The following is a 23,546-nucleotide window of genomic DNA, read 5'->3' as shown; positions in this document are numbered from 1 at the left end:
ATCCCGCGCGGTCGTTAGCCGCCACACGGCAGCGCAATTCCCAGAGGCTCGGTCGGCGAAGCTCGTTCGGCGACCTTCAACGCTTAGGTCCCGAGTCGGCGAACAGCTAAGGAGCCGGCCTGCTGCGCTTTGTGCAGATGGCTGGCGTGATGGTTCTTGAGGTGATCACGCGCGATCGGCTGAATCGCCGAATGTCCCGCAACGACGTCGACCTTGATGTGCGGAATGCCCTCACCAACCCTCTTCCCTCGAATGGTGAGCGTCCACTTGCCCATTCCAAGCCGGATGAATGTGGGTGTAGCGTGAAGAAACTCGCCGGCTGTACTGCGGCTTGGAATTGCGGGATTTGATATGAGCGACGGCGAGCATGCCTTCCCTTACGCCAACACGACCAATGTCGTCATTGCCGCACCTGACCCTGATTGGGTGCCGCTGCGCCTAGGGCCATTTTATTTCCAGCACGGTTTTGATCTTGATCAGTGGTACGATCTCGATCCGAACATCACGATGATGGATTTCGACGCCGCATTCCCTGGCACGTTGCTGTTCGATGCTGAGGAGGGCGTGTTCCTCGTCAAGCCAACCAGTGGCCATCGGTTTCTCGAGATCGACCCGAACAGCACGGTCGCAGAAATGGTCCCTGCGTTGACCAGCGGCACCGGCGCTGACGCCGCGGCTTCCGTGCACGCCGCCGAGGAGATCAAAACGGCATGGCAGACGCTCAAGACATGGTTTGAGAATGCGGTGACGGTCGGCAGCTGCGCCATCGTCGCACGTGTGCAGCATGCTTGGGGCGACTTCGCCGTGCTGCCGCTCGACGTCTGGCGATCCTTCGATGTGATAGACCGGGATCGAGGAATTGCGCGCTCGCCGGCGGGGGAGTTTCTGTTCTCCATCCATGCGGCAAAACTTGGCACGAGTATCGCTCCCCAGCCTGTCGACCATGACTCGGTCAACCAGCTGATATCAGGGATGTCTCGAAAACTTGGGCAGATAAATGCGCTAAGGTGGCAGCTAAGGCAGCATTTGTCAGGCGTTTTGAAGGATAGCCTTGTTTCGCAGCACCAAAGTTATCTTAGCGAGCTTAAGAGTGAAACGGGAAAGACACACGCAGCGAGCCTCAAGACATTTTCAAGATCTCGCAAGAAGCTAATCGAAATACTGGAGAGCGACCGCTCAGAAGCTGATCTCAGAGCTATCCTGCTTAAATTGGCCTAACGCAGCACGATGCGTGCCGGCCGCGCGGTGCCTTTCGCGTCATTCGCTCGTGGGCGGTCCCAGCTCTTCGCGCCGGTCGGATTGCCGCGGCGCGGGACGATCGTTCAGCTACGCAGAGGGCCTCCCTGACCCCACCTTGGCTCCCGCTAACCAGGGGCTTCGTTCAGCGGCTGTCGGCTCCGTACGGACCGCACGTCGCATCAGGCCTCCGGGCAGCTGGTCTTCTCGTCCTCCTTCAAATCGTGAGCGATGCAGAGAGGGCAGGGGAATTGCCCGCACATGGCATCTGTCAGTCGTCGCGGCTTCGAACCGGTGGCGCGCCCCGCCCAGCGGATACTTTCGCCTCCCGGCTAGAACGTCTCGATCCCATGACGAGCAGAGGCATTCGAAGCCAGGCCGTGTTGCGAGAGCGGGTCGGGGCCGCTGCGGCACTGCAAGGCCTTTTGTCGTCAATGCCCGTCAAGGCACAAGCTTGGCCAACGAACTGTCCCAACTTGTCCGTTGTTTCGGCTCGATCGCTCGGCGATCTTGAACCCGTCACCGGCCCCAGGCCAACCGGCAACGACGCGACCGACTATGCCCTGATCACCAGATGATCACGTGGCGAGGACGTCGCGCCGCGGCCTTCCAGAACTGAGGCTATTCCGCACACAGGATCGTCTGGCGACGAAAATCGCCCGGCGAAACAGCTGCTTACGTCCCCAGCTCCGGGTATCGAAGGACAAATCATGAACATTGCTGTCTACGTGGTCGATCGCGAAGGCGTCGGCCAGGGTGTGATCCAGGCTCAGGTCGAGCACGCGCTGAAGTCCCTCATCCGCAAAGGCGTCTCGGTCGGACAGGCGCTCGTCTATGTCGAGCGCGAGGACAGCGTCCCGGCGGTGCGGCGTCCGCGGCTCACTGTGCTGACGGAGGACGCCGCTCGCGGCGGCTTCGATCGCGTGGTGATCAGCACTCTGCGCGATTTCGGCCCCGATCCGGAGGAGCAGAGCGAGATCGTCACGCGACTTCGCCGTCTCGGCGTCCACGTCGAGATCGCTCCTCACAGCGGCGGATCGTCGACGCGCCGTCATCGTCACTGAGTGCCGGGCCGGCCGGGGCAGCGGAGACCGACGCGTGCCGCCAGCGTCGCAAGGATGCTGCCCTTATCGAGCGCAGCAGAACCGGCGCGAGGCGAGAGGTCGGGTGGGAAGAGGCGGGATATCCCCCGGAGAAAAGGAACCTGACAATGGATCAAATGGACGGTTATGAACAGCTCCAGCTGATCGACATTTTCACGGAAGAACTCTCCCTCTGGCGTGGAGCAACCTTCGTGGAAGGATCAGCAAACAATGCGAACTCTTTATGGGCCGGTTTTGCCAGGTCGGCAGAGGAGGCGGAACGTTACACGAAGCAGGCGGCTGAAAATGCGCTTGGTGTCATCGAATACGCGACCAGGCAGCCTCGAAACGAGCGCGATTCATTCTCGCATGTGATGGTCGAGTGGGCCGACAGCTCCTGCGTGCGGCCGCCGATGATCTACCTGCTCAAAGATACTGTCCACTGGCCTCACGAGATGCTGGTCAAGGGCAGGCCCTTCTTTCGATCAAGCGAGGTGACCGCAGGGGGCAGGTTTGATCGGCAAGTGGCAGCAGTCAGGGCGATCCCCGAAGCGTTTGCCAACGCCCAGATCGAATCCGTCATTCGGGCAGATCCGGAAGTGCGCATGGCGCTTGCTGAAAGCCAGGCGGTGTATGCGCAATGGATGGCGGGATTTTCACCAGATGGGAACCCGGCACTCGCAAGCTCGGCGCGCGCCGCCTTTGGGATCTGGCGCGAACGCGACGATACGCCGATCGAAATCGCGGAGCCTACCGCCCAGGCGATCCTGTGCATCTTGCTCCGAACCCGGAATTTCGGGCGGCGGTACGCGTATGTCGATCACTCTGCCACGCTGACCCTGCGCCCGAGCAGTTCGGCCACGCTGCGTGCGGCGGATCGCATCGCGTCCGAGCGCCGGTGGCTGAACCATCGCAAGGCGATCCAGTACCTGCGCAGGATCGGACTGAACGATCTCGCCTTGGCGGTCATCGCCCAAGCCAACGCCGCGGTTCGATCGTCATGACCGCGATGGCGTCGCCCGGCGCAACGCGACCAAACCCGTGGGACAGCCGTTCCGGCGCACTCAGCCTGCCCGGCCGGCTCGGGTCGTCCTCCCATGGGCTAGCCCGTGCGACCTGCGTCGAAGCCGGCAGCCCCTGTGCCACTTGCGTCCCCGACAGTCGATCGGGGAGCGCCGAACATGTGTGGATCCCATGATCAGCATCCCGGACGATCACTCCGCATTCATCCGATCCCTGCTGGCGGGCGATCAGGAGACCTTCGCGATTCCGGCCGATTTCGACTGGATCATCGGCGTGTATCCGGGGTGGCGGAACGACACCTTCGGTCGCGGCGATTTCGGACCGCTCGCTCCTGAGCCGATCACAGCAGCCGGCACGGCCGTGCTTGGCGACGCGGGCGGCCTCCGGGAGATCACCCTGCGCGGGAAGTCCTCCCTGACGGCCTTGTTCCGCTTCGCTGGCGCTGCGGAGTCCGACTGCGCGGCCGCGATCCGGGCGCGGGAGGCGGCGGCCATCGCGCTCAGCGTGCTTGGCCATCCAGCCGATGAGGCGACGCGTCCTGTCCGGGCGATCGAAAAGGCGATCGCCTATGCGTCGCCCACCGATTATCCCGACGGCACGACCGCCTGGTGGATCCATCATTGTTTACTGGAAGGGGCCAGGCTTCGTCGTCGCCTGAGCCGATGGGATTTCGAGTCCCGTCTGCGCGCGGTGCTGGCGAGCGATCCGCGTTTGCGGAGCTTTCCCGCCAACACGGTGACGGTCAAGATCAGCATCCGGCACTGGCCTTTCGATCTGCCGCATTCGTCCATGTCGCTCACGATCACGCACGCGGCTACCGGCGAGCCGATCGTCCCGTCGCCCGCGACCGTCACCGCCGCTCTCGTCCTTTTGCTGGCCTTCACGCCGATCACGCAGCGCGTGGCTTTCAAGATGCCGCCGGCAGTGTTCGACCTGACGCCGCACAGGACCAGGCGCGAGAGGCGCCAGCCCATCGACATCGCACCCGCGGCGCTTGCGAAGGCGCTTGCCTTTCTGCGTCGCCGCAACTGCTCCGCGTTGGCCGACGCGATCGCGCTCCAGGCGCGGGAGCCGGCCATCCGGGGGCAGGCATGATCCGGATGGTCCCTAGCTCTCGTCAGCCGAACCTGCGTCGAAATCCGGCGAAAACGCTCGTCGTCAACGACTCCAAGCCGGAGCTCTCGGCGGTGCATTCGCCAGCAGCAAAGAAGGGCAGCAACCGTAAGGAGATTCACCCCCATGAATGAAAAGCCTGACGCCTCATTCGAGGCTCCAGCCAAGCGCTGCCGGCTGAAGCCACGCGCCAAGCCCAGCAGCTTCGGCCCCGAGATCGGCTCGCTCTATCAGGAGATGCCGAAGCGGTTCAGGACCTATATCAGTCCGCTCCTCCAATACGCCAGCGACCAGCACATCGCCGCGTCTGAGATCGATGACGAAACGATTGACCTGTACCGCGACCAGTTGGCGGACTGGGGTGTCCAGGATCCGCAATCGTTCATCTCGAGCTTGATCCGGGCTTGGAATGAGCTTCGCACGTTGCAGGCGTTCAACCACCTGCAAGCCCTCACGTCCCGAGCCGGGAAACGCGAGACCGCACGGCTCCTGCGAGGTCAGCTTCTTCCAGCTCGCTTTTGGGAGGAGCTCGATCAGTTGTTCGGGTCGCCCGATCCGAATGCAAGTCCTGCCGAGCATAACCTCTACAACGAGCGCAATCGTATCGTGCGGATCGCCGAGACGGCGGCCAAGTCCGGACATCAGGTCGGCTCGATAGCGGACCTGGCCGATTACCCGATGCTCACGGCGGCGGTCGACAACCTCTACCCCGGGGCCGCCCGCAGCAAGGCACGAGATCTGGCGCTGCAGGCGATCGAGCGGGCGCTCCAGAAGAGCGGGCAGGCGGCCGGCCTTATAAAAGTCGTCCGAAAAGTCAGGTTCCGGCACAGGCCGGCCGGCATCGATCTCCCTGCCAACCAGGTGAAGAAGGTCGGTCATTTCACAACGCAGATTGTCGCCTCGATCATGGATGCCGTGGTCGTCGAGCTCGAAAGGGTTCTGGCAAATTCTCCCGACTATGACGCCCTGGCCCGAGCGCGCGCGTGCATCGCCGTAGGGCTCGCAATCTGGAACCTCTGTCCTCGCGGCACGATCGAGCAGGCGACCTTTTCGCGTCCGAACGGCGGCGGCAGGCCGCATCTCGAGGGGCCGCGCAATCGCACCCTCGTCGACCTGGAGCATGGACTTCCCGAGGAGTTCGGTGCCGCTATTGAACTCTACCATGCGGCAATCACCGATCGCCTCGGCCACGCCCCTCACGCGTTCCTTGACTCCGGTCGTCTGGGACCGGTCAGCGGCAGCGCTCTCTCGACCGGCGTCAAGAGGTTCCTGTCAGCGGTCGGGCATGGCGGCCTAACCCTGCAATTGCTGCGCGACGGCGCGAACATCGCGGCCATTCGCGAGAACGAGAAAATCGTTCCTTGGCTGTCCGATGCCAATGGGTTCCGCTTCGCGTCAAATTTCAGAACGCGTTTCCGGTCCCTGTTGGGGCGGGATGGCACCCAGCGCATCGAAGACAGCTTCGAGGCGCCGCGAAGCGATCGCGGGGATCAGCCGTGACCCCATCGCAAGCACACCGCAAAAGGCAACCGAGATCCCTTCAAAGGGATCGCTGGTCAGCCGAGCAGCGCGGCGTGGTCGCGATCGCCTCCGAGGGGTCTTACGATCCCCTTGAGAAGCGGACCGAATTGCGCCCTGCGACACAGCAGAATCTTCGGCAGGTCCTAGGGTTCTTTCTGGGTTACCTGGACCGCTGCCATCCCGCTTCCCTACATCTTCCCCTCGCGCAGAGCCTGACCCGGCAGACGCTCGAAGGCTTCATGGCCGACCTCGCGAAGACGAACAAGGACGGATCGGTTCTGACCTTGATGGAGCGCCTGAAGGCATTGTGTGTCCGCGCCGATCTCAAGGACGCTGCAGCCATCATCGCCGAAGTCGCTGGAAGCTCCCCTACGCGCGGCTACATCCCGCCGCCGCGGGCTAGTGCCCGGCAAGTGTATCGCTCGGCAAAGGCGTTCTTCCTGGTTCGCGTTCGCGAAATCCGCCGCTTGGGAATGCGCTGGCGCGAACGCGCCCGCGCGCGCCGTGCTGCGAGCGAGGCTTTGACGGCCTTGGTCGTGATGCTCCTGACCCAGCTGCCTTTGCGGATCAAGAACGTCCTCTCGCTCGATCTTGGCAATCGGCTCATCGTGCATGAGGCCGACATCGTTATCTACATTCCCGGTGAGGAGATGAAAGGCGGTCAGGATTTCAACGCCGTGCTTGGCAAAGAACTGGGCCGCTGCGTCAGACTCTACCTTGAGTTTGTCAGGCCGATCCTGTGTTCCGCCAATTCGCCAAAGAACCTCTTCTTAGGAGCCAAAGGTGGGGCGTTGTCGTATCCCACCGCATATTCCCGAATTCGCAAACTGACCGAGCGTCTGTGTGGCGAGAAGATCAATCCGCACAGTTTCCGGCGACTGGTGGCGGTTTGGGCGCGTGGAGACCGAAGCCTCGGAGCCGAAGTCGCCTGGCGACAACTGCAGCACGCCGATCAGACGCAAACCGACCGGGTGTATGCGCCAGCGCGCGTGGAGTTCGGCCGCCATGTCTATCAGGCTGCCCTCAAGCAAGCCCTTCAGCGAGCCGCGCGTCTTCAGAAGTGACCATCGGCCAGAAATGCTGTGGCAACCGTTTTGGCTGTCACCTGCGATCTTGGCAGCCGATCTTGAGCCATTACAATTCAGACGGGGATTTTGCCAGTTATCGGTAAAGGACCCCCAAGAAATGACTAAGCTTTCTTACGACGTTCTCAAAGCCACGATCGACAGTGCAAGCGCGCTCGAAATCGTCGGTATGATCCATCTCGCATCCAGGCGTCTCCAGGAGCTCGAGCGTATCCCGTCCAACGGGCCGGCTGAAGCGTCAACATACCCATCGGCCGTTACGATAGCCGCACAGCGCGTCGAGGTCGGAATCTATCTCGCAGGCTCGCCGGGGCTGCGGCAACGCGCCGAGGCCGTCGGGAAGGCGATATACAAGATTGGGACGACGACGCGCCGGTCTGCCCAGGACCGAGTCGATGATCTCTCGAAAATTCGATACGGTGGATATGACACGGTGGCGGGATCCCATCGCGCCGGCTTCGACGACTATAGCCTCATCCCGTTCAAGGGGGGCGCTCGTGCGATGCCACCCGGACTCAAGCTTCGCGATGGGTGTTTGTTTGTCACGCTGCCTCGCGACCTCTCGCGCGGACAATTTGAATGCCGCTTTCGCCACGCAATCGCTGCGCATTCCGTGCTCAGCTGGGCCGAGACCGAGGAGGGCCGAACTCACCTGTTGGCCCGCGGTAAGCAGCTCACCGATCTTCCTTCTGTAACGGGATTCGCTCATGGGATCGTGCGGGCAAAGGAGCTGTACTTTCTGCCGCTGACGAAAGCGACGGCTGTCGTGGCCGAGGCCGCGGCGGCGGTGTGTCTCGCGGCATAACTGGCCCAGGAATTCTGAAACGCGGGCGGCAGCCTTTGAAGCCGGGGACTCGAAGGATGCGCCAGAGGCGGCCATTGGCGTCTGGCCATGCAGCGGACATTAGCAAACATGACGGGGTTAGGTGGTGTCATTTGCCACTGGTTATCTCAGCAAAACAGCCAATCGCTCCGCTGAGCCCAAGGCAAGCGTCCATCCGAGCGATCCGTGGCCGCAGTTGAGATAGAGGCCTTCGATCGGCGTCGGGCCGATCCGCGGTCGGGAGTTCGGCGCCAGCGGGCGGAAGCCGGTCCATTCCTGTCGCTCGTCGTAATCGCCGGCTTTCGGGAAGATCGCCCCCACCGTACGCAGGAGGGTCGCGGCGCGCTCGGGCTTGAACGGTGTGTCTGCGCCCCCGAGATCGGCGAGGCCGGCGACGCGCAGGCGCTCGCCGATCCGGCAGAGCACGAACTTGCGCTTCACATCGGTGATGCTGGCGGTCGGCGCGTCGGGAGTGGCGGGAAGCGTCAGAGAATAGCCCTGCATCGGCCAGATCGGCGGGGCGATGCCGACCGACTGGGCGACGCGGAGGCTACCGGTCCCCAGCGCCAGCACCACGCGAGGCGTCGCGAGGTCTCCCTGCGAGGTCGAGACCGCCGCGATGCTCCGTCCCGACCGACGAAGCCCGGTGATGCGCGTCCTGAACAGGAAGCGTGCTCCGTATTGGTCCTCCAGGATCGAACGGAGGCCTCGGCAAAACATCACGGGATCGCCGAGTTCGTCGATCGGCGACCAGATCGCTCCGGCGAAGGGCGCGCCGTAATGAGCGAGCGCCGGCTCGCGCTCGGTCGCCTCCTTTGCGTTCAGGACCTGCTGGTCGACGCCGAGCGCGCTTTTCAGCTCTCCGATCCGTCGGGCCTGCTCCAGGGTCTCTGAGGAAGCGTGGATATGCAGTTTTCCAGCCTTGCGGTGATCGAAGTCGATCGGATGGCGTGCGAGAAGCGCGGCCAGAGCCTGCCGGCTCTCCAGCGCGAGCGAGAGGATCTCGAGCGTGTTGCGCTCAAAGGCCGAGCGGGTTCCGTTCGCGAGGAAGCGGAGGTTCCAGAGCCAGGATGCCGGAGAGAGCGACGGCTTCCAGCGAAACGCTTCGTCTCGGCCGAGCAGATAGCGCGGGAGATTGCGCAGGAGGCTCGGCGAGGCCATGGCATCGCTATAGGCGTAGCTGAGCTGTGCGCCGTTGCCGAAGCTCGCGCCGGCCGTCGCAGGGGCTGGCCCCTCGTCGACGACCGTGACGCGATATCCCCTGCGCGCCAGCGCGTAGGCGCTCGTCATGCCGACGACGCCAGCGCCCAGAATCATGATGTCCGTCATCCGGTTCCCGCCATGTCCAGAGTTTGCAGTCGGGCCCGGTCCATTCCGCTTCTCAACAGTCCTGAAACATTGCGGCGATCCGTTCGGGATCGCGCGTCAGCGTCAGGCCGAGCGCGAGGAGAATGCGGGCCTTGTGAGGCGGAAGGTCTTCCGCCCCGATGAAACCATTCTCGGCCAGATGCGCGGCCGGTGGCACCCGACCGGAACCCGCATGCGTCGACTGGACGATGACGACCCCGTTTTTGGCCGCCGCGCGCAGGGCGGCCACCTCCTCGGGATGCGTCTCGCCCGGTGCGAAACCGGCTGAAACGATGCCGCGCGCCCCGGCTGCGATCGCCGCCCGCGCCAGCGCGCCGTCTCCTCCGGCATAGGCATGGAGGATGTCGACACGCGGGAGGGCCGGAATCGCGTCGATGGCGAAAAGCGGATCCCCTGCGGGCTCGGACCAAGGGCGACGGCGAAAGAGGATCCGGTCCGCGCTCATCTCGCCCAGCGGGCCCGCCGTCGGGGATCGAAAGGCGTCGAGACGCGTGGTCGACGTCTTGGTCACGTCGCGCGCGGCATGAATCTCGCCGTTCATGACGACCATGACGCCGAGGCCTCTCGCTTCCGGGACGGCCGCGACGCGGATCGCGTCGCGCAAATTGGCCGCCGCGTCGCTCGACAACCCGTTCCAGGGCCTCATCGCTCCGGTCACGACGACCGGAACTTCGATCTTCAGCACGAGGTGCAGGAAGAAGGCCGTCTCTTCGAGCGTAGCCGTGCCGTGCGCAATGACGATTCCGGCGAGATCGGGGTCGCGGTCGGCGATGTCATGGCACAGGATCGCGAGGTGCCGCCATTCCTCGAAGCCGATCCGCACGCTCGACACCGTGCCGAACGGCACGGCGTAACGATCGGGATCGCTCTCGGCGCGGGGGCAGCGTGCCAGCAGCTCGGCTGCATCGAGCATGACGCCATGGGCGTCATAGTCGTGCAGGTCGAAGGCGTCGCGGCCGATGGCGCTGATCGTCCCGCCCGTGCCGATCACCGCGACGCGGCTCCGATCCCGTCTCATGGCGCGCGACCTCGCGTTATCAGGCGGCGGCGCTCGCCCGGGCCGGCAGCGTGCCGTGCTCCGTCAGGATGCGGGCGAAGCGGTCGACATCGTCGATGGTGTTGAACAGTCCGAAGGACACGCGGATGCCGTCGCGCTCCGGGGAGACGCGAACCTGCCGGCTCGACAGGAAGGCGTGCCATGGCTCGACCGGCAGATCGAGGACATAGATGTGCGGCGAGCGATCGGCCCGTGCGCGTGGTCCCACGAGGCCGACGCCCAGACCGTCGAGACGCTCGATCAGGCGGTCGCCGAGATCGTGGAGATGCGCCTCGATCGCGGGAGTGCCGACGCTCTCGATCAGGGAGAGCGAAGCGTCGAGCGCATGGATGTCGGGCAGGTTGAGATTGCCGATCTCGAAACGTCCCGCGCCCGGTCTCAGAGCCATGTTGTCGGCGCGGGCGATGTAGTCGGCCGGCGGGTGAGCGAGGCTCGACATCGCCATATAGGCCGGCTGCAATTCGTCCTGCCCAGCGCGGCAATAGAGGATGCCGAGCCCTTGCGGAACGAGGAGTCCCTTATGGCAGCCGGCCCCGATCAGGTTCGCCCCGCTCGCGGCCGCGTCGATCGGCACGACGCCGACCGACTGCATGGCGTCGACGACGAAATAAAGCTCGTTCTGCCGGCAGAGAGCGCCGATCGCGGCGATGTCGAAGCGGTGCCCGGCATGGAAGGTGACGTGGGAGAGCGAGATCGCGCGGGTGCGGGCGTCGATATGGGGAGCGAACATCTCCGCCCGCGCCGTCTCGCCCGTCATCGGCACGAAGCGCACCTCGACCCCCTTTCTGCGGAGGTTGAGGAAGGCGTAGGCGTTGTTGGGATGGTCGCCCTCGACCAAGAGCACATTGTCGCCCGCCACCAGCGGCAAGGCGTTGGCGGCGATGTTCATCCCCTCGGAGGTGTTCTTGGTGAAGGCGATCTCCGCCGGCGCCGCATTCAGCAGCTTCGCCAAGCGGCCGCGCACCGCCTCGACCCGGTCAAGCCAAACCGGCTTGGGACCGGCCGTCTCGCTGCCTTCACGGTAGAACGCGATCAGCGCGTCGCGCACGCTCGTGGCGAGCGGGGTTTGATGGGCGGAATCGAGATAGAGCATGCGCTCCGTCACGGGGAACTGGCGACGGATCGCCTCGACATCGTAATGGCGGCTCATGGAGGGCTCCGGCAGCTAACGGACGGGCGTGGCCGATCGCGAGAAGGCCGCCGTGACGGCCTTCCTTCGCGTGCGTCGGCGTTGGAAAGGTCAGTCGACGAAGGACGGGATGGGATGGGCGGCGGCGAGGTCCTTCAGGCGGCGCAGCCGAGCGGGATCGACGCTTGCCTCCGGGCCGGCGCGCAGAATGTCCGCGACCTCGCGGCCGAGCACTGCAGCCTCGGTTTCGCTCAGGCCACGGATCGTCAGGGCGACGCTGCCGAAACGGAAGGCGGTGCGCGGCTCTCCAGCCGTTCCCGGCGCGCGCATCGCGTTTCCGAGAATGCCGTAGGCGGCGAGACCCGCGACGAGCTGCGGCTGGGTCCAGCTCTCGCCCGTATAGGCCATGATCATGTGCGAGTCGGTGCCGCCGGTATAAAGTCCGATGCCGCCGTCCTCGAGCCCCGCTCCGAAGGCCTTCGCATTGGCGACGATCTCGCGCATGAGCTGCGCGAAGGCGGGGCGCGCGATCATCTCCATCTGCACGGCGCGCGCCGCGATCATGTTGGATGCGGCCGGGCCCTGGAGGCCGGGGAAGACCGCGGCATCGATCGCGGCGCCGAACCTCTCCTTGGCGAAGACGAAGGCCCCGTTGCGCGGCCCGCACAGCGTCTTCTGGGTCGAGGTCGTGGACACGTCCGAGAACGGCACCGGGTTGGCGTGGAGGCCGGCCGCGATCAGCCCCGAGACATGGGCGATATCGGTGAAGAGCAGGGCGTCGACTTCGTCGGCGATCGTCTTCAGCGCGGCGAAATCCATTTCCCGCGGATAGGAGGACGGGCCGGCGAGCAGGACATGCGGACGCGTCTTGCGGGCGAGATCGCGCGCCTGGTCGAGATCGAGCGCGCCCGTCGCGGTCACGCCGAAGGAGACGACCTCGCGGCCGGCACCGGTGATGTGGCGCAGGGCGCCATGGCTGACATGACCGCCGGCGAGTTCGTCGAAGGTGAGCAGCCGCGCGCCGTCGGCCGGCAGGATCGCGCGCAGCGCAGCCACGTTGGCGATGGTCGAGGACAGGGCCTGGACGTTGACGTATTCGGAACCGAAGATCGCCTTGGCCCGCTCGATGGCGAGCATCTCGATCGCGTCGAGCTCCTCGCAATTCGCCACGCTGCGCCGGCCCGGCAATCCCATCGGAGCCCGGTTGACGAGATGCGTCCCCTCGATCTGGCGCAGGCCCAGCGGCGCATAGGAGGCGGAGGCGATCATGTTGAGCGAACGCTTCTCGCGCTCGCGGTCGAGGTCGATCAGCGCCACGACGTCGGCGCCGAGCCGGCGGGCGTCGGCATCGAAGAAATCATGCCAGCCGGCATCGTTGGAGAGCGTCTGGAGGGGAGCGGGAGATGTCGACATGATGAGCCTCGTGAAGGAAAGGCGGCGCGCGTTCCGCGCGACCGCGATGGACGGTCGAAGGATCAGTGCCTGAGCACGCGGGAGAGGAAGGTGCGGGTCCGCTCATGGGCGGGCCGGTCGAAAATCTCGGCCGGTGCGCCCATTTCCAGGATGCAGCCGTGATCGATGTAGACGACGCGATCGGCGACCTCGCGGGCGAAGCCCATTTCATGGGTCACGATCATCATGGTCATGCCCTCGCGGGCGAGTTCGCGCATGACGTCGAGCACCTCGCCGACCATTTCGGGGTCGAGGGCCGAGGTCGGCTCGTCGAACAGCATGATGCGCGGCTCCATCGCCAGCGAACGGGCGATGGCGACGCGCTGCTGCTGGCCGCCGGAGAGCTGCCCCGGAAACTTGTGCGCGTGATCGCGCAGGCCGACGCGCTCCAGCAGGCGCAACGCGGTGTCCCTCGCGTCCTGCGGCTTGCGGCCGCGCACCCGGATGGGCGCGATGGCGACATTGTCGATCGCGCTCATATGGGGGAACAGATTGAACTGCTGGAACACCATGCCGACCCCCTTGCGGATCTCGGCCAGCTCTCTGTCGCCGCCGATCTCGCGGTCGGCCTGGGTCGGCATGTGGAAGCCGTCGACCGTCAGCCGGCCGCTCTGGTACATCTCCAGCCCGTTGACGCAGCGGATCAGCGTGGATTTGCCCGAGCCGCTGGCGCCGATGACGACGAGCACCTCGCCCCGGCCGACATCGAGATCGACGTCTTTCAGGACATGGAACGAGCCGAAGGACTTGTTGAGCCGGGCGATGCTGACGATCGCGTCGCGGGCTGGGGCGGTGGTCGTGCTCTGGAAGGCGCTCATCGCGATCCCCTTGCGAGATGGGCTTCGAGACGGCGTGAGGCGTAGGTGATGGCCCCGCCGATCGCGAAGTAGACGGCGAACAGGAAAACGTAGATCTCGTAGGTCCGGCCGCTGTTCTGTGGATCGGCGAGGATCATCTGGCCGGCGCGCAGGAAGTCGGTCAGGCCGATGATGAAGACCAGCGTCGCACCGTTGAAGATGTCGAGGATCTGCCCGACGAGGGAAGGCACCACGACGCGCAATGCCTGCGGCAGCACGATATCGACATTGACCGACCAGGTGCTCATGCCGAGCGACCGCGCCGCCTCGATCTGTCCCTTCAGCACGGCCTGCAGGCCGCTGCGGACATACTCGGCGACGTAGGCCGCGAAAAACAGCGCATAGCCCGCCATGCCGCGCAGCAGACTCGGCACGGACGTGTCCGGGACGAGCAGCGGCACGATGATCCAGATCCAGTAGACCACGAGGATCAGCGGCACAGACCGCATCGTCTCGATATAGGCGGTCGCGATGACGCGCAGGCTGGCGATCCGGCTTTGCCGCGCCAGAGCGAGCGTTATGCCGAAGGGAATGGTGAGGATCGAGACCGTGATGGTGAGCACGACGCTGAGCAGCAATCCTCCCCAGGCTTCGAAGCCCGGCGGCGACAGCACTGCGAAGATCGCCGCCACGCCGAGCGGAAGGCCCGGCAGGACGAGGCGTCGCACGGGGGCGAAGGAATGGACGGCGATCCAGGCGCCGATGCCCAGCGAGGCGCAGGCCGCGGTCGCGGCGCCTGCCGCCGCTCCGGAACTCGTCGCGACGATGATCGCGACGGCGAGGCCGGTCAACGTCACCGCCGTCAGCGCCACGAGGCTCGGGCGAACCGACAGACCGAGGCCGGAGCCGAACATGGCGCACAGCGTCGCGGCGGAGAACCAGGCCCGCCAGAGGTGTTCGGCGGGGTAGATGCCCGTCATCAGCACCTTGAGGCTGCCGCCGACCACCTCCCAGCGGGCCTCGGCGAGCCCCCAATGCGCGAAGGCGTAGAGCGTCCAACCGAGCAGCGGGATGACGACGACCGACAATGCGGTGTCGAACGGCTTGGCGAAGAGGTTGCGGTGCGCCCACCGCAGGGCTGCAGTGCTCATCGCGCTCCTCCCGACCCGTTCACGCGGGCATTGAGTGCATTGACGCAGGCGCTGATGATCCAGCTCAGGACGACATAGGTCAGCATCACGATGACCACGCCTTCGAGATTGCGGCCAGTCTGGTTCGAGACGGTGCCGTAGACGTTGAACAGGTCGGGAAAGCCGATCGCGATGCCGAGCGACGTGTCCTTGGTCAGGCTGATGTAGCGGTTGGCGAGCGACGGCAGGACGATCCGGAAGACCTGCGGGAGGATGATGTCGCGCAGCGTATGGCTGCGGGAGAGCCCGAGCGATGCGGCCGCTTCCCACTGCCCCTTCGGCAGGGAATCGATCGCGCCACGCACGATCTCGGCGACATAGGCCGAGCTGTTGACCGTGATCGCGAGCAGGATCGCGGTGAGCTCGGGTGAAAGTGCGATCCCGCCGCGGGCGCCGAAACGGGTGGCGACGGGGAGGTCTGGAGCGAGGGGAAAGCCGATGAAGGCGCATGCGGCGAGAGCGATGGCCGCTCCTGCGAGCCAAGTCAGCTTCCGTCCGCGCCCCCGTAGGACACAGGCGGCGATCAGCGCGACCATGGCGGCCGTGAGCAGCATCCATGAGGCGGGGCTGGACGCTTCGGAGAGTGTCAGGCCGGGCAGGAAGACGCCGGAACGGCTGGCGAGGAGCCCGCCGAACCAGTTCGAGGCGGCATTCGCCGGTGGGAAGCGCAGGACGACCGCGAAATACCAGAAGACGATCTGGATCAGCAGCGGTGTGTTCCGCACGGCTTCCACCAGCCCGAAGGAGAGATTGCGGACCAGCCAGTTCGTCGAGAGGCGGCCGATCCCGATCAGCGTGCCGAACACCGTGCACAGGACGATCGCGGCGAGCGCGACCTTGAGCGAGTTCCAGAGGCCCGCGAGCAGGGCCTGCGCGTTGCTGTGCGACGGCGTGAACGGCTCCAGCGCCGGCCAGAGCCCGTCGAGTACCGGAACCAAGCCCTCGCTCAGGCTGATATTGGCGGCGTTCCCGAGATAGCCGAACGAAAACTGAATGCCCTTGCGGGCCAGCGCTTCACGAACGGCGAGGCCGAGCCAGATGGCGAGCCCTGCGACCACGGCGACGATCGCGGCCTGCAGCAGCCAGCGCGACGCGATGAGCCGGCGTCGCCGAACCGGCGCGATGGAATGGGATTCGGCGATCTGCATCGTCATGACCCGCTCTCCAGAGAGAGGGGCGAGCCGTCTGGCTCGCCCCCGAAAAGGCGGCTCAGTTCCACGGCGGCGAATATTGGGCGCCGCCCTTGGACCACATGGCGTTGGGCGTGCCGGTCCGGTCGATGAAATAGGGCGTCTTCGGCCCCAGGTTGCGATCGTAGATCTCGCCGTAGTTGCCGACGGACTTGACCATCGCGGCGATGAAATCGTCCAAGACGCCGAAATCCTTGCCGAAGCCGCCCTTCACTCCCAGGAACTTCTGGATGAAGGGGCTCTCGTCCTTCAGCTTCTCGCCGAGATTGGCGGAGGTGATGTCCCATTCCTCCGCCTGGAACAGGGCATAGGTCGCCCAGCGCAGCAGATTGCGCCATTTGGAGTCGTTCCCCACGACGAAGCCGGCGAAGGGCGACTTGTCGAGCGTCTCCGACAGGATCGTATAGTCGGACGGGTTGGCCGAATTGCCGCGCCACGCGGCGAGAGCCGATTTGTCCGTCGACATCGCATTGCAGCGATCGCCCTGGAGCGCGGCGAAGAGTTTCTCCAGGTTCTCGAAAGTCAGGACCTTCGTCGTCTTGAAGCCGCGCTGGCGGATCACGCCGGCCAGCGTGCTCTCGGTGCCGGAGCCCTGTGTGGTGCAGATCGTGGCACCTTCGAGCTCGGCGACCGATTTTACGCCCGAGGCGGCTTTCAAGATCACACCCGTGCCGTCGTAGAAATTGATCGGCAGGAAGTCGATGCCGATCGCGGACTCGCGCACCGGCTTCACCGTGGTGTGTGCGAAGACCACGTCGACCTGGCCGGTCTGCAAGGCGTTGAAGCGGCTCTTGTCGGTGACGACGACGAAGTTGACCTTGCCGGCGTCGCCGAGCACGGCCGCCGCGATGGCGCGGCAGAAATCGGCGTCGAGCCCTTCGATCTTTCCGGTCTTCGTGTTGAGGTAGCCGAAGCCCGGTGCGGTATTGTCCGTCCCGCAATTCAGGATGCCGCGCTGCTTGACGGCGTCGAGCACCGTCGCCGAAGCGCCGGTCGCCAAGAGCGATGCCGCCGCGGTGAGCGCGACGGCCAGAAACTTCGAATGGAACATGTGAACACCCCTGCTTTTCGTTGTCGTTGAATCTGGTCGTGACAGGCCGTCGGGATCGCAAACCAAGGGCGAGCGTATGGCCACCTCGCGCCGGAACCGGCTCCAGCCGAGCCTTTGCCCTGGCAAGCATCCGGGGGAGCCGAGGCCTGTCTCGTCGATACGCTCCTCCCGCTCGCGGGACAGCGGCCGTGCTCCCTGAAGAGGACGCTAGCGCTCGAAAAACATTCGCGTCTACTTAATTAATTTTGCTATATACATTAGTAAAAGAGGATGATTACCCCGTAGGCAGAGTGAGGAGCTTTCGATGGATCTGGGCCGGCTTCGCACGCTCCGTGAGCTGTCATTGCGGAAAACAATGGCATCGGTGGCCGAGGCTCTGCTGATCTCGCCATCGGCGGTTTCACAGCAGATCGCGCTGCTGGAAGACGAAGCGGGCGTGGAACTGGTCGAGCGCCGTGGCCGCGGGGTGCGATTGACGCCGGCCGGTCTTCGCCTCGTCGAGCATGCCGGCCGCGTCATCGGCATCCTGGAGGAAGCGAAGACCGACCTCGCCGAACTGAAGAAGACTGTCGCCGGTGAGTTGCGGGTCGCCGCTTTTCCGTCCGTCGCGGCTTCCCTGATCCCGCCGACAATTCGCGCGCTATCACAGCGATTCCCCGATCTCGTGGCGATGTTCGAGGAATCCGAACCGGTCGACAGCCTGGCCGCGCTGCGTGCCTGGCAGACGGATGTCGCGATCATCGACGATCTGACGACCTCGGCCGGCCTCGCCGAAGCGCAGGTCGAGACGCTGCATCTGTTCGACGACCGGTTGCAGGTCCTGTTGCCGCCCGATCATCGGCTCGCGGATCAGGCCCATATCTCGCTTCAGGAGCTCGCGACGGAACGCTGGGCACTGGACACGACCTCGGCGACCTACTCTGACGTCATCGTCGCGGCTTGTCAGGAGGCGGGGTTCGAGCCGATCATCAACGGCCGCTGCCACAGTTTCGAAGTCGTCCGGGCCATGGTCGAGGCCGGCTGCTCGGTCTCCATCAATCCGGGGCTTCGAGGCCGTGACTACATCGGCACACTTCTCCTGAAGGAAATTCGCCCGACGATCACGCGGCGGATCTTCGTCGCCTTCCGCAGCGGCGAACTGCGAAATCCGGCGGTCGCCGGGTTCGTCGAGGGACTTCGATCCGTGGTCGCCGCGATGGCAGACCTGAAGGGGCGCATCGGCGCCGCTGGTCGACCCCAAACCGAGATGTAACCGGCATCGGTGTCGTCGGGATGGAGTGGACGCCAGAGCAGCGGGGCCGAATGGCCGCTATCGCTGATTCTCTCTTGCGGATGGATTGCGCCACAACCCGACATTGGGAGCTTGCTGGATACCAGACATTCGGCACCGCAATTGTCTTCGCGGCTGCGGCACAGCATCATGATGAAGCTGAACCGCATCGCAGGTGGTTGGACCATATGGCGACGACTCCGGGCCTGTATCTGAAATGGCGCGCTTTTCGGGAGCTCGTCGGCATGCCGATGCCCGAGGCGGAGATTGCCTTTCGGCTGTTCGGCGAGACGAATTGGGAGAGCAGCGCGCCGAAATTCTCGAAGCTGCTTTACGGCGATTACGGCTTCTCCCTCGATACCGCCACCGAACTCGCCGAGATCGTCAACAAGCGTCTCGACGTCAGCCTGCGAGCGCGTGGATTGCCCGGACTGGCGGAGCCGCTGGCTCCGTCCGAGTTCACACTCCCGCTCTACGACTTCATCCGTCGCATCCAGTCGGCAGCGCGGATCGAGGACGGCGAAACGCTCGACCGGGCGCAGGACGCGCTGCTCGGCGACTTGGCACCTGGGGTCAATCCGCAGGGAACCGTGCGGCTCGTCATCGAGAAATTCGCGGCCGATCGCAGCTTCGACGGCTTCTTGCCGTCCGGCGGCGACGGACCCGTGGTCTTCGAGGCGGGCCGGCACAAGGGCCGCATCGCGGTGCAAGGCATCGATCGCGAGCCCGCCATGGCCTATACGCTGCTTGCGCGCGACACGCGCCCGATCGGACACAGATGTTGGGAACTCAGCTGGGCCGAAACGATCCTTTGGCTGCCGTCCCCGTCCCGCCCGCGCCTGGTAGAGGGAAAGCTGCTGCTGATGCCTGAAGCGGCGCCCGTGCAGCCCAAGCCCGGACGGTTCCTGGCGACCACGGCGCTGCTCTGGGATACCGACAGTCGCCGACTACTCGATCCGCGGGGGGCGGATGCGGAGCCGGGCGCGCTAGACGAGGAGGAGACGGCCCGCTTCCTGACCAATCTGCGCCGCCTGCAGCGGCGCAACGCGGGCGCCGTGACGGTTTCGAGCGCCGAGTACATCGTGACCATCTGACGGAGCGACGCAGATGCGCAGCCGCTGGTTCGATCTATCGGGAGAGAGCTGCGCTACCGCAGCCAGTGCCTTGGATTCCAACGCTCCGCCGGATTCCACGGCCGCCGCTCCTGAGATCGATGGACCTTCTGGATCCGGTGTGGAGCAGCGCTTCGCCCTGCTGATCGGCAACGCCTCCTATTCCCCGGCTGCGCTCGCCAATCCGGTCCGGGACGTGCGCCTGCTGGCCTGGACTCTCGAAGGCATGGGCTTTTCCGTGCGACGGGTCGAGAACGCAACGCTGGCTGCGATGCAGGACGCGGTCATCGCCTTCGGCGAAGAGCTCGACGCGGCCGGCGCGAACGCGATCGCGCTGCTCTATTTCGCGGGACACGGCGTGCAGCACGAGGGCGGCAACTTCCTGCTGCCGGTCGATGCGCGCATCCCGGCGCCGCATTATCTCGCAACGCGATCGCTGCCGCTCGACGTCGCGGTGGCGCAGCTGGCCCGCTGCCCCCGCCGCGCCACCATCGTCGCGATCGACGCCTGCCGCGACGAGGTCGTGACCGACATGTCCGCGGATGCGGCCGGCGTCACGGCCGGGCTCGCGCGCGCCAAGCTGCCGCGCCCCTCGCAACTCATCTTCTCGACGGCGGCCCGGGCGCGCGCCGCCGACGGATGGGGCGATCACAGCCCTTTCGCGCTCGCTCTGTCCGAGGAGTTGCCGGGGCTGCTCGTCCCCGGCCGCCGCCTGCAGGACATGATCGACGACGTCGCCACCAAGGTCGGCCTCTGGACGAAGGACGAGCAGACGGTCTCGGTCTATCGCGAAGGCTTCATGCCGCCCTTGTCCCTGACGGAATCCGACGAGCAGCGGCTGCGCGACTGGAGCAAACGTCCGCCGTTCCGGCTCTCGCGCCGGCAGGCCGTGCAGCGCATGGCCACCGGCGTCGCGGCGCTGGCGATGGTTGCGGCGGCAACGCTGTGGTGGACCGCCTATCCGGAAACGCGCACGACCTGGCTGCTGCGCGCGGGCCTGCTCGACAAGGCGGCCTATGATCTGACCTGCGCCCGGCCCTGGGACGGAGCGCCGGATCGCTATGGGCTGACGCGCCGCGACTGGTGTCAATTAATCCCGCGCATGCTGGTCGAAAAGGCGGCTTCTCAAGCCGGTGCCAAAGAGCAGGTCGCGACCGGTCTCCGCGATGGCGATCCGAAGGCTGTGCTGCTGGCCGCGGGCTGGGCCTCGCAGGATGCCGACGCCCTCCATTTACAAGCGCGGGAAACGAGAGAGCGAGAGGCCTATGCTCTCGCCGAAAGGGCGGCACAGACCGATCTTCCGCTCGGTGTGATCGCGCCGATGCTGATCGCGCCCTTGCGCTATACGGCCGAAGCCGGCCCGGCGGCTATCGTCCGGTCGCTGCGGGACGCCGAGGCGAAGGGTGTCCTCGTCGCGGCCATTCTCGCGCCGGTCGCGGAGGCGACGCTCCGCAGCGGCGGCATCGGAGGCATTCCGTACGAGGCGCTGGACGAGGTGGAGGCGGCCTTTCGCAAGGCGGCGGCAGAGGACAGCACCGGTGAGGTCGCCTATTACGCTGCGCAGAATTTCAGCGGAAACGGTCTTTCGCCGGCTCTGTTTTCGCCGGAACGGGAACGTGCCTGGCTGCAGCAAGCGGTCGCCGCCGGGTTTCGGCCCGCCATCGCGGTTATCGTGCGGCGTGCGGAAACCGATCCGGCCTATCGGCTAGAGCCCGAGGAGCGCACGCGCCTGCTCGGCCTTCTGGCGTCACGCGGCGATATCGCCGGCCGCTACTGGCAGGCTCGCCAGCGCATCGGGCGCGAGCACAGCATCGGGCCGGACACGCTTGCGCTCGCGGACGAGGCGGCCAGGGCCGGATTCGAGCCTGCGACACTCGATCTCGCGGATTATTATCTGGGCGACGGGCGAAACCCGCAGCGGGCGCTCGAAATGCTGCGCGCGGCGGCGAAAGCTGGTCAGCCTGAGCCGATCCTGAGGCTGGGCCTCCTCCTCGCCGATGGCCGAACCGGCGCCGACGGACGCGAGATCGTCAACCCGCAGCAGAAGGAGGCGATGGCGCTCCTCCAGCGGCCTGAGGTCGCGCAGAACCTTCATGCCCGCTTTACGCTCGCCCGGCTCTACCTCTACGGCGATCCCGCCCTGCGCGATCCGGCCAAGGCCGAGGCTCTGCTACGCGATGTCGCCAGAGCGACGCCGGAACCGCGGATCGGGCTCGATGCGCGCGGTGAACTCGACCGGATCGCGACAGAGCGAACGTTGGAGCGGGTGCTCGATTCTTCGCTCGGCATCACGGCCGGCCGTCCGGACGCGCCTCTGTCATTGACGCTCGCGATGTCCCCGTCCTGCGGGAGTTGCGGTCTCGAGAAGCTGATGCAGGTCGTCGAACCCTTCGTCGCGAGCGGCGACGCGCATCTTTCGGTCGTGCCGCTCAGGGCTCCCGGCGACGCGAGCGTCGAGGCCTCGCTGCTCGCTGTCTGCGCCGCCCCCGAGACGCGTTTCGCTCGGTTTCGCAAGCTCGTGGCCGCCGCCGTCCGGTGGGGGAGCATCGCCGAAGAAGCGCAGCGAAGACGGGCCTTCGCTGACGTCCTCAGCGAGGGGGACATCCCACCCGTCGATGTCGATGCATGCCTTCGAAACGGTACGGCTCGGGCGGCCCTCCAACGTCAGCACGACGACATCATAGTGGCGACGGGGCTGACGGCTCAGCCGGTCCTATTCATCGGCGGCGAGAGGCGCGAGGAGGCCGATGCTCTTCCCGCGGACGAACTGCGCTGGCTCATCCTCGCCCAGCTGCCGCCGGCGAGGCGCGTCGGATCGCGCGGCCCAACGCCATAGATCGAAGGTGCCGGTCACGATGCTCTGCCGGCCGGCCACCGCCCATCGTAGATCCGCTCCACAAAGAGCCTCCACGTCACGAAGAAGCATAGGAAGCCGGTGAAGAGCATGAGACTGCCGAAGACGATGCCCGGCCAGACCATCACCACGCTTGCGACGGTCGTGGCGAGCTTGTGGGCGAGCCACGACGCGGCGAAGCCGGCATCCTGCACGATGTCCCAGTGGTTCTGTGGCGGCCGCGGCTCCGGGAAATCCCGCACGAGCCACGCGACGGAGGGATGATAGGGGGCGCCGGGCTTCAGCCACGGTTCCGGGAAGAGGAAGTCGGTCGCCGCCCTGGCGATCCAGAGGCCCACCGCCATCGAAATCGCGCCGCAGACGATGAACAGCAGGTTCCCGGTCCAGCCGAGTTCCTTCTGCGCGGCGGGGGGCTCAGCCCCAGGGTTCTGCTGAAGATCCATGACGTTCTCCTTCGCGCTGATGATGTCCTGTACCGGGTGGCCCGTGGCGACCTCTGATCTGTTTTCCGAATATACAGCTTTGATCGCTCGGCGACGATTGCGCCTGCTTGCGCTGGGTTGCGGTTCGCCGTGAGACAGGATTCGCGAGGAAGGGGTGGCCGCATCCTCTTTGACGCCGCCATGCTCTTTGCCCGCGCCCGCTGAGGCGGCTCGCCAACGGCAAGGCCCGGCAACCGGAAGCAATCGACAGATGCCGGCCCGGTGGCAAAAGTAAACGAGATCTTCTTCGATCGGCCGAGGGACCCATGTCGATCACCACACCAGGACATCTTTCGCTCAACCGATCGATGGCGCGAGCCGGACTGGCGCTGTGCCTCCTCTGCGCGACGGCGCCAGCCAAGAGCGCGGTGCCGCGCCTGAACGGCGCGGGCGGCCTGTCCTGCCGCGTGCTGGACTCGCCTCCCAAGGCGCGTCTGCCGGAGGGGCACGCCGCGCTGCAATGGAGCTTCGGCTACCTCACCGGGCGTGTGGAATCGGGCACCGGTGAGCCTCACCGGCGCTTCGCGGGCCCAGACGGTATCGCCGCTGCGATCATCGCCTATTGCCGAGCGTATCCGGAACGACAGGTCGCGGACGCCGCGGCGAGTGTCTTCGGGCCTTGACGGCCTCTTTCCCGGTTCGACGCGGAATCTCCGCGCCGGCCGATCGCTTGGTTTTTTCAGCTTCTTACAGGGGGTATCGCGATGTCCA

Annotated in this window: 20 protein-coding genes; 11 read left to right on the top strand and 9 right to left on the bottom strand. The window is 65.6% G+C overall.

Annotated features, from left to right (window positions below; all coding sequences use genetic code 11):
- Window positions 1-351: 351 nt before the first annotated feature.
- The 7 genes from ACFPOB_RS18360 to ACFPOB_RS18330 all read left to right on the top strand — a co-directional run bounded on the left by ACFPOB_RS18360 (window position 352) and on the right by ACFPOB_RS18330 (window position 7,865).
- Entirely contained in the window at window positions 352-1,218 is an 867-nt protein-coding gene (locus ACFPOB_RS18360) for a hypothetical protein (RefSeq protein WP_377799814.1), read from the top strand.
- Between the two features lie 728 nt (window positions 1,219-1,946).
- Window positions 1,947-2,300 (top strand): recombinase family protein, encoded by a 354-nt coding sequence (locus ACFPOB_RS18355; protein WP_377799813.1) that lies wholly within the window; start codon window positions 1,947-1,949, stop codon window positions 2,298-2,300.
- A gap of 146 nt (window positions 2,301-2,446) precedes the next feature.
- A complete protein-coding gene (locus ACFPOB_RS18350) occupies window positions 2,447-3,322 on the top strand; it encodes a hypothetical protein (protein WP_377799812.1) in 876 nt (291 codons plus the stop codon).
- A gap of 190 nt (window positions 3,323-3,512) precedes the next feature.
- Window positions 3,513-4,436: a hypothetical protein gene (locus ACFPOB_RS18345; RefSeq protein WP_377799811.1), complete on the top strand. Its 924-nt coding sequence runs from the start codon at window positions 3,513-3,515 to the stop codon at window positions 4,434-4,436.
- Window positions 4,437-4,580: 144 nt separating this feature from the next.
- Window positions 4,581-5,954 carry a hypothetical protein gene (locus tag ACFPOB_RS18340; protein WP_377799810.1) on the top strand — a complete coding sequence of 458 codons (1,374 nt, stop codon included), beginning with the start codon at window positions 4,581-4,583 and terminating at the stop codon, window positions 5,952-5,954.
- 74 nt (window positions 5,955-6,028) lie between these two features.
- Window positions 6,029-7,039 carry a tyrosine-type recombinase/integrase gene (locus tag ACFPOB_RS18335; protein ID WP_377799809.1) on the top strand — a complete coding sequence of 337 codons (1,011 nt, stop codon included), beginning with the start codon at window positions 6,029-6,031 and terminating at the stop codon, window positions 7,037-7,039.
- Window positions 7,040-7,160: 121 nt separating this feature from the next.
- On the top strand, window positions 7,161-7,865 hold the full coding sequence (locus ACFPOB_RS18330; RefSeq protein ID WP_377799808.1) for a hypothetical protein: 705 nt from the start codon (window positions 7,161-7,163) through the stop codon (window positions 7,863-7,865).
- 141 nt (window positions 7,866-8,006) lie between these two features.
- On the opposite strand, the gene ACFPOB_RS18325 is transcribed toward ACFPOB_RS18330, so the two are convergent.
- The 8 genes from ACFPOB_RS18325 to ACFPOB_RS18290 all read right to left on the bottom strand — a co-directional run bounded on the left by ACFPOB_RS18325 (window position 8,007) and on the right by ACFPOB_RS18290 (window position 17,117).
- Window positions 8,007-9,212: an FAD-dependent oxidoreductase gene (locus tag ACFPOB_RS18325; protein WP_377799807.1), complete on the bottom strand. Its 1,206-nt coding sequence runs from the start codon at window positions 9,210-9,212 to the stop codon at window positions 8,007-8,009.
- A 52-nt stretch (window positions 9,213-9,264) separates the two neighbouring features.
- On the bottom strand, window positions 9,265-10,269 hold the full coding sequence (locus ACFPOB_RS18320; protein ID WP_377799806.1) for an asparaginase: 1,005 nt from the start codon (window positions 10,267-10,269) through the stop codon (window positions 9,265-9,267).
- 19 nt (window positions 10,270-10,288) lie between these two features.
- Window positions 10,289-11,458 (bottom strand): aminotransferase class V-fold PLP-dependent enzyme, encoded by a 1,170-nt coding sequence (locus ACFPOB_RS18315; protein ID WP_377799805.1) that lies wholly within the window; start codon window positions 11,456-11,458, stop codon window positions 10,289-10,291.
- A 90-nt stretch (window positions 11,459-11,548) separates the two neighbouring features.
- Window positions 11,549-12,850, bottom strand: coding sequence for a serine hydroxymethyltransferase (locus tag ACFPOB_RS18310; protein WP_377799804.1), 1,302 nt, complete (start codon window positions 12,848-12,850; stop codon window positions 11,549-11,551).
- Between the two features lie 62 nt (window positions 12,851-12,912).
- A complete protein-coding gene (locus ACFPOB_RS18305) occupies window positions 12,913-13,707 on the bottom strand; it encodes an amino acid ABC transporter ATP-binding protein (protein ID WP_377799803.1) in 795 nt (264 codons plus the stop codon).
- The gene (locus ACFPOB_RS18300) at window positions 13,704-14,837 is read right to left on the bottom strand and encodes an amino acid ABC transporter permease (protein ID WP_377799802.1); all 1,134 of its coding nucleotides are present in this window, start codon (window positions 14,835-14,837) and stop codon (window positions 13,704-13,706) included. Before ACFPOB_RS18300 ends, ACFPOB_RS18305 begins: the two co-directional genes overlap by 4 nt.
- Window positions 14,834-16,030 carry an ABC transporter permease subunit gene (locus ACFPOB_RS18295; RefSeq protein WP_377799801.1) on the bottom strand — a complete coding sequence of 399 codons (1,197 nt, stop codon included), beginning with the start codon at window positions 16,028-16,030 and terminating at the stop codon, window positions 14,834-14,836. Before ACFPOB_RS18295 ends, ACFPOB_RS18300 begins: the two co-directional genes overlap by 4 nt.
- 55 nt (window positions 16,031-16,085) lie before the next feature.
- Window positions 16,086-17,117 (bottom strand): transporter substrate-binding domain-containing protein, encoded by a 1,032-nt coding sequence (locus ACFPOB_RS18290; RefSeq protein ID WP_377799800.1) that lies wholly within the window; start codon window positions 17,115-17,117, stop codon window positions 16,086-16,088.
- Window positions 17,118-17,421: 304 nt separating this feature from the next.
- Here ACFPOB_RS18290 and ACFPOB_RS18285 point away from each other — a divergent pair, with 304 nt between their 5' ends.
- From ACFPOB_RS18285 to ACFPOB_RS18275, 3 genes are all read left to right on the top strand, one after another.
- On the top strand, window positions 17,422-18,369 hold the full coding sequence (locus tag ACFPOB_RS18285) for a LysR family transcriptional regulator (RefSeq protein ID WP_377799799.1): 948 nt from the start codon (window positions 17,422-17,424) through the stop codon (window positions 18,367-18,369).
- A gap of 20 nt (window positions 18,370-18,389) precedes the next feature.
- The gene (locus ACFPOB_RS18280) at window positions 18,390-19,481 is read left to right on the top strand and encodes a hypothetical protein (protein ID WP_377799798.1); all 1,092 of its coding nucleotides are present in this window, start codon (window positions 18,390-18,392) and stop codon (window positions 19,479-19,481) included.
- Window positions 19,482-19,620: 139 nt separating this feature from the next.
- The gene (locus ACFPOB_RS18275; protein WP_377799797.1) at window positions 19,621-22,335 is read left to right on the top strand and encodes a caspase family protein; all 2,715 of its coding nucleotides are present in this window, start codon (window positions 19,621-19,623) and stop codon (window positions 22,333-22,335) included.
- Window positions 22,336-22,349: 14 nt separating this feature from the next.
- On the opposite strand, the gene ACFPOB_RS18270 is transcribed toward ACFPOB_RS18275, so the two are convergent.
- Window positions 22,350-22,796: a hypothetical protein gene (locus ACFPOB_RS18270; protein ID WP_377799796.1), complete on the bottom strand. Its 447-nt coding sequence runs from the start codon at window positions 22,794-22,796 to the stop codon at window positions 22,350-22,352.
- 305 nt (window positions 22,797-23,101) lie between these two features.
- On the opposite strand from ACFPOB_RS18270, the gene ACFPOB_RS18265 reads away from it, so the two are divergent.
- A complete protein-coding gene (locus ACFPOB_RS18265; protein WP_067993607.1) occupies window positions 23,102-23,458 on the top strand; it encodes a hypothetical protein in 357 nt (118 codons plus the stop codon).
- The last annotated feature ends 88 nt before the right edge of the window (window positions 23,459-23,546 follow it).

The organism is Allobosea eneae (assembly GCF_042657265.1).
Classification (GTDB): Bacteria; Pseudomonadota; Alphaproteobacteria; order Rhizobiales; family Beijerinckiaceae; genus Allobosea; species Allobosea eneae.
The sequence above is the reverse complement of the archived record's forward strand: the minus strand, read 5'-3'. Positions and strand labels throughout refer to the sequence as shown.

Excerpts from the sequence above, each read along its gene's own strand:
- ACFPOB_RS18360 (WP_377799814.1), top strand. The coding sequence starts at position 352 with ATGAGCGACGGCGAGCATGCCTTCCCTTACGCCAACACGACCAATGTC.
- ACFPOB_RS18355 (WP_377799813.1), top strand. The coding sequence starts at position 1,947 with ATGAACATTGCTGTCTACGTGGTCGATCGCGAAGGCGTCGGCCAGGGT.
- ACFPOB_RS18350 (WP_377799812.1), top strand. The coding sequence starts at position 2,447 with ATGGATCAAATGGACGGTTATGAACAGCTCCAGCTGATCGACATTTTC.
- ACFPOB_RS18345 (WP_377799811.1), top strand. The coding sequence starts at position 3,513 with ATGATCAGCATCCCGGACGATCACTCCGCATTCATCCGATCCCTGCTG.
- ACFPOB_RS18340 (WP_377799810.1), top strand. The coding sequence starts at position 4,581 with ATGAATGAAAAGCCTGACGCCTCATTCGAGGCTCCAGCCAAGCGCTGC.
- ACFPOB_RS18330 (WP_377799808.1), top strand. The coding sequence starts at position 7,161 with ATGACTAAGCTTTCTTACGACGTTCTCAAAGCCACGATCGACAGTGCA.
- ACFPOB_RS18325 (WP_377799807.1), bottom strand. The coding sequence starts at position 9,212 with ATGACGGACATCATGATTCTGGGCGCTGGCGTCGTCGGCATGACGAGC.
- ACFPOB_RS18320 (WP_377799806.1), bottom strand. The coding sequence starts at position 10,269 with ATGAGACGGGATCGGAGCCGCGTCGCGGTGATCGGCACGGGCGGGACG.
- ACFPOB_RS18315 (WP_377799805.1), bottom strand. The coding sequence starts at position 11,458 with ATGAGCCGCCATTACGATGTCGAGGCGATCCGTCGCCAGTTCCCCGTG.
- ACFPOB_RS18310 (WP_377799804.1), bottom strand. The coding sequence starts at position 12,850 with ATGTCGACATCTCCCGCTCCCCTCCAGACGCTCTCCAACGATGCCGGC.
- ACFPOB_RS18305 (WP_377799803.1), bottom strand. The coding sequence starts at position 13,707 with ATGAGCGCCTTCCAGAGCACGACCACCGCCCCAGCCCGCGACGCGATC.
- ACFPOB_RS18300 (WP_377799802.1), bottom strand. The coding sequence starts at position 14,837 with ATGAGCACTGCAGCCCTGCGGTGGGCGCACCGCAACCTCTTCGCCAAG.
- ACFPOB_RS18295 (WP_377799801.1), bottom strand. The coding sequence starts at position 16,030 with ATGACGATGCAGATCGCCGAATCCCATTCCATCGCGCCGGTTCGGCGA.
- ACFPOB_RS18290 (WP_377799800.1), bottom strand. The coding sequence starts at position 17,117 with ATGTTCCATTCGAAGTTTCTGGCCGTCGCGCTCACCGCGGCGGCATCG.
- ACFPOB_RS18285 (WP_377799799.1), top strand. The coding sequence starts at position 17,422 with ATGGATCTGGGCCGGCTTCGCACGCTCCGTGAGCTGTCATTGCGGAAA.
- ACFPOB_RS18280 (WP_377799798.1), top strand. The coding sequence starts at position 18,390 with ATGGAGTGGACGCCAGAGCAGCGGGGCCGAATGGCCGCTATCGCTGAT.
- ACFPOB_RS18270 (WP_377799796.1), bottom strand. The coding sequence starts at position 22,796 with ATGGATCTTCAGCAGAACCCTGGGGCTGAGCCCCCCGCCGCGCAGAAG.
- ACFPOB_RS18265 (WP_067993607.1), top strand. The coding sequence starts at position 23,102 with ATGTCGATCACCACACCAGGACATCTTTCGCTCAACCGATCGATGGCG.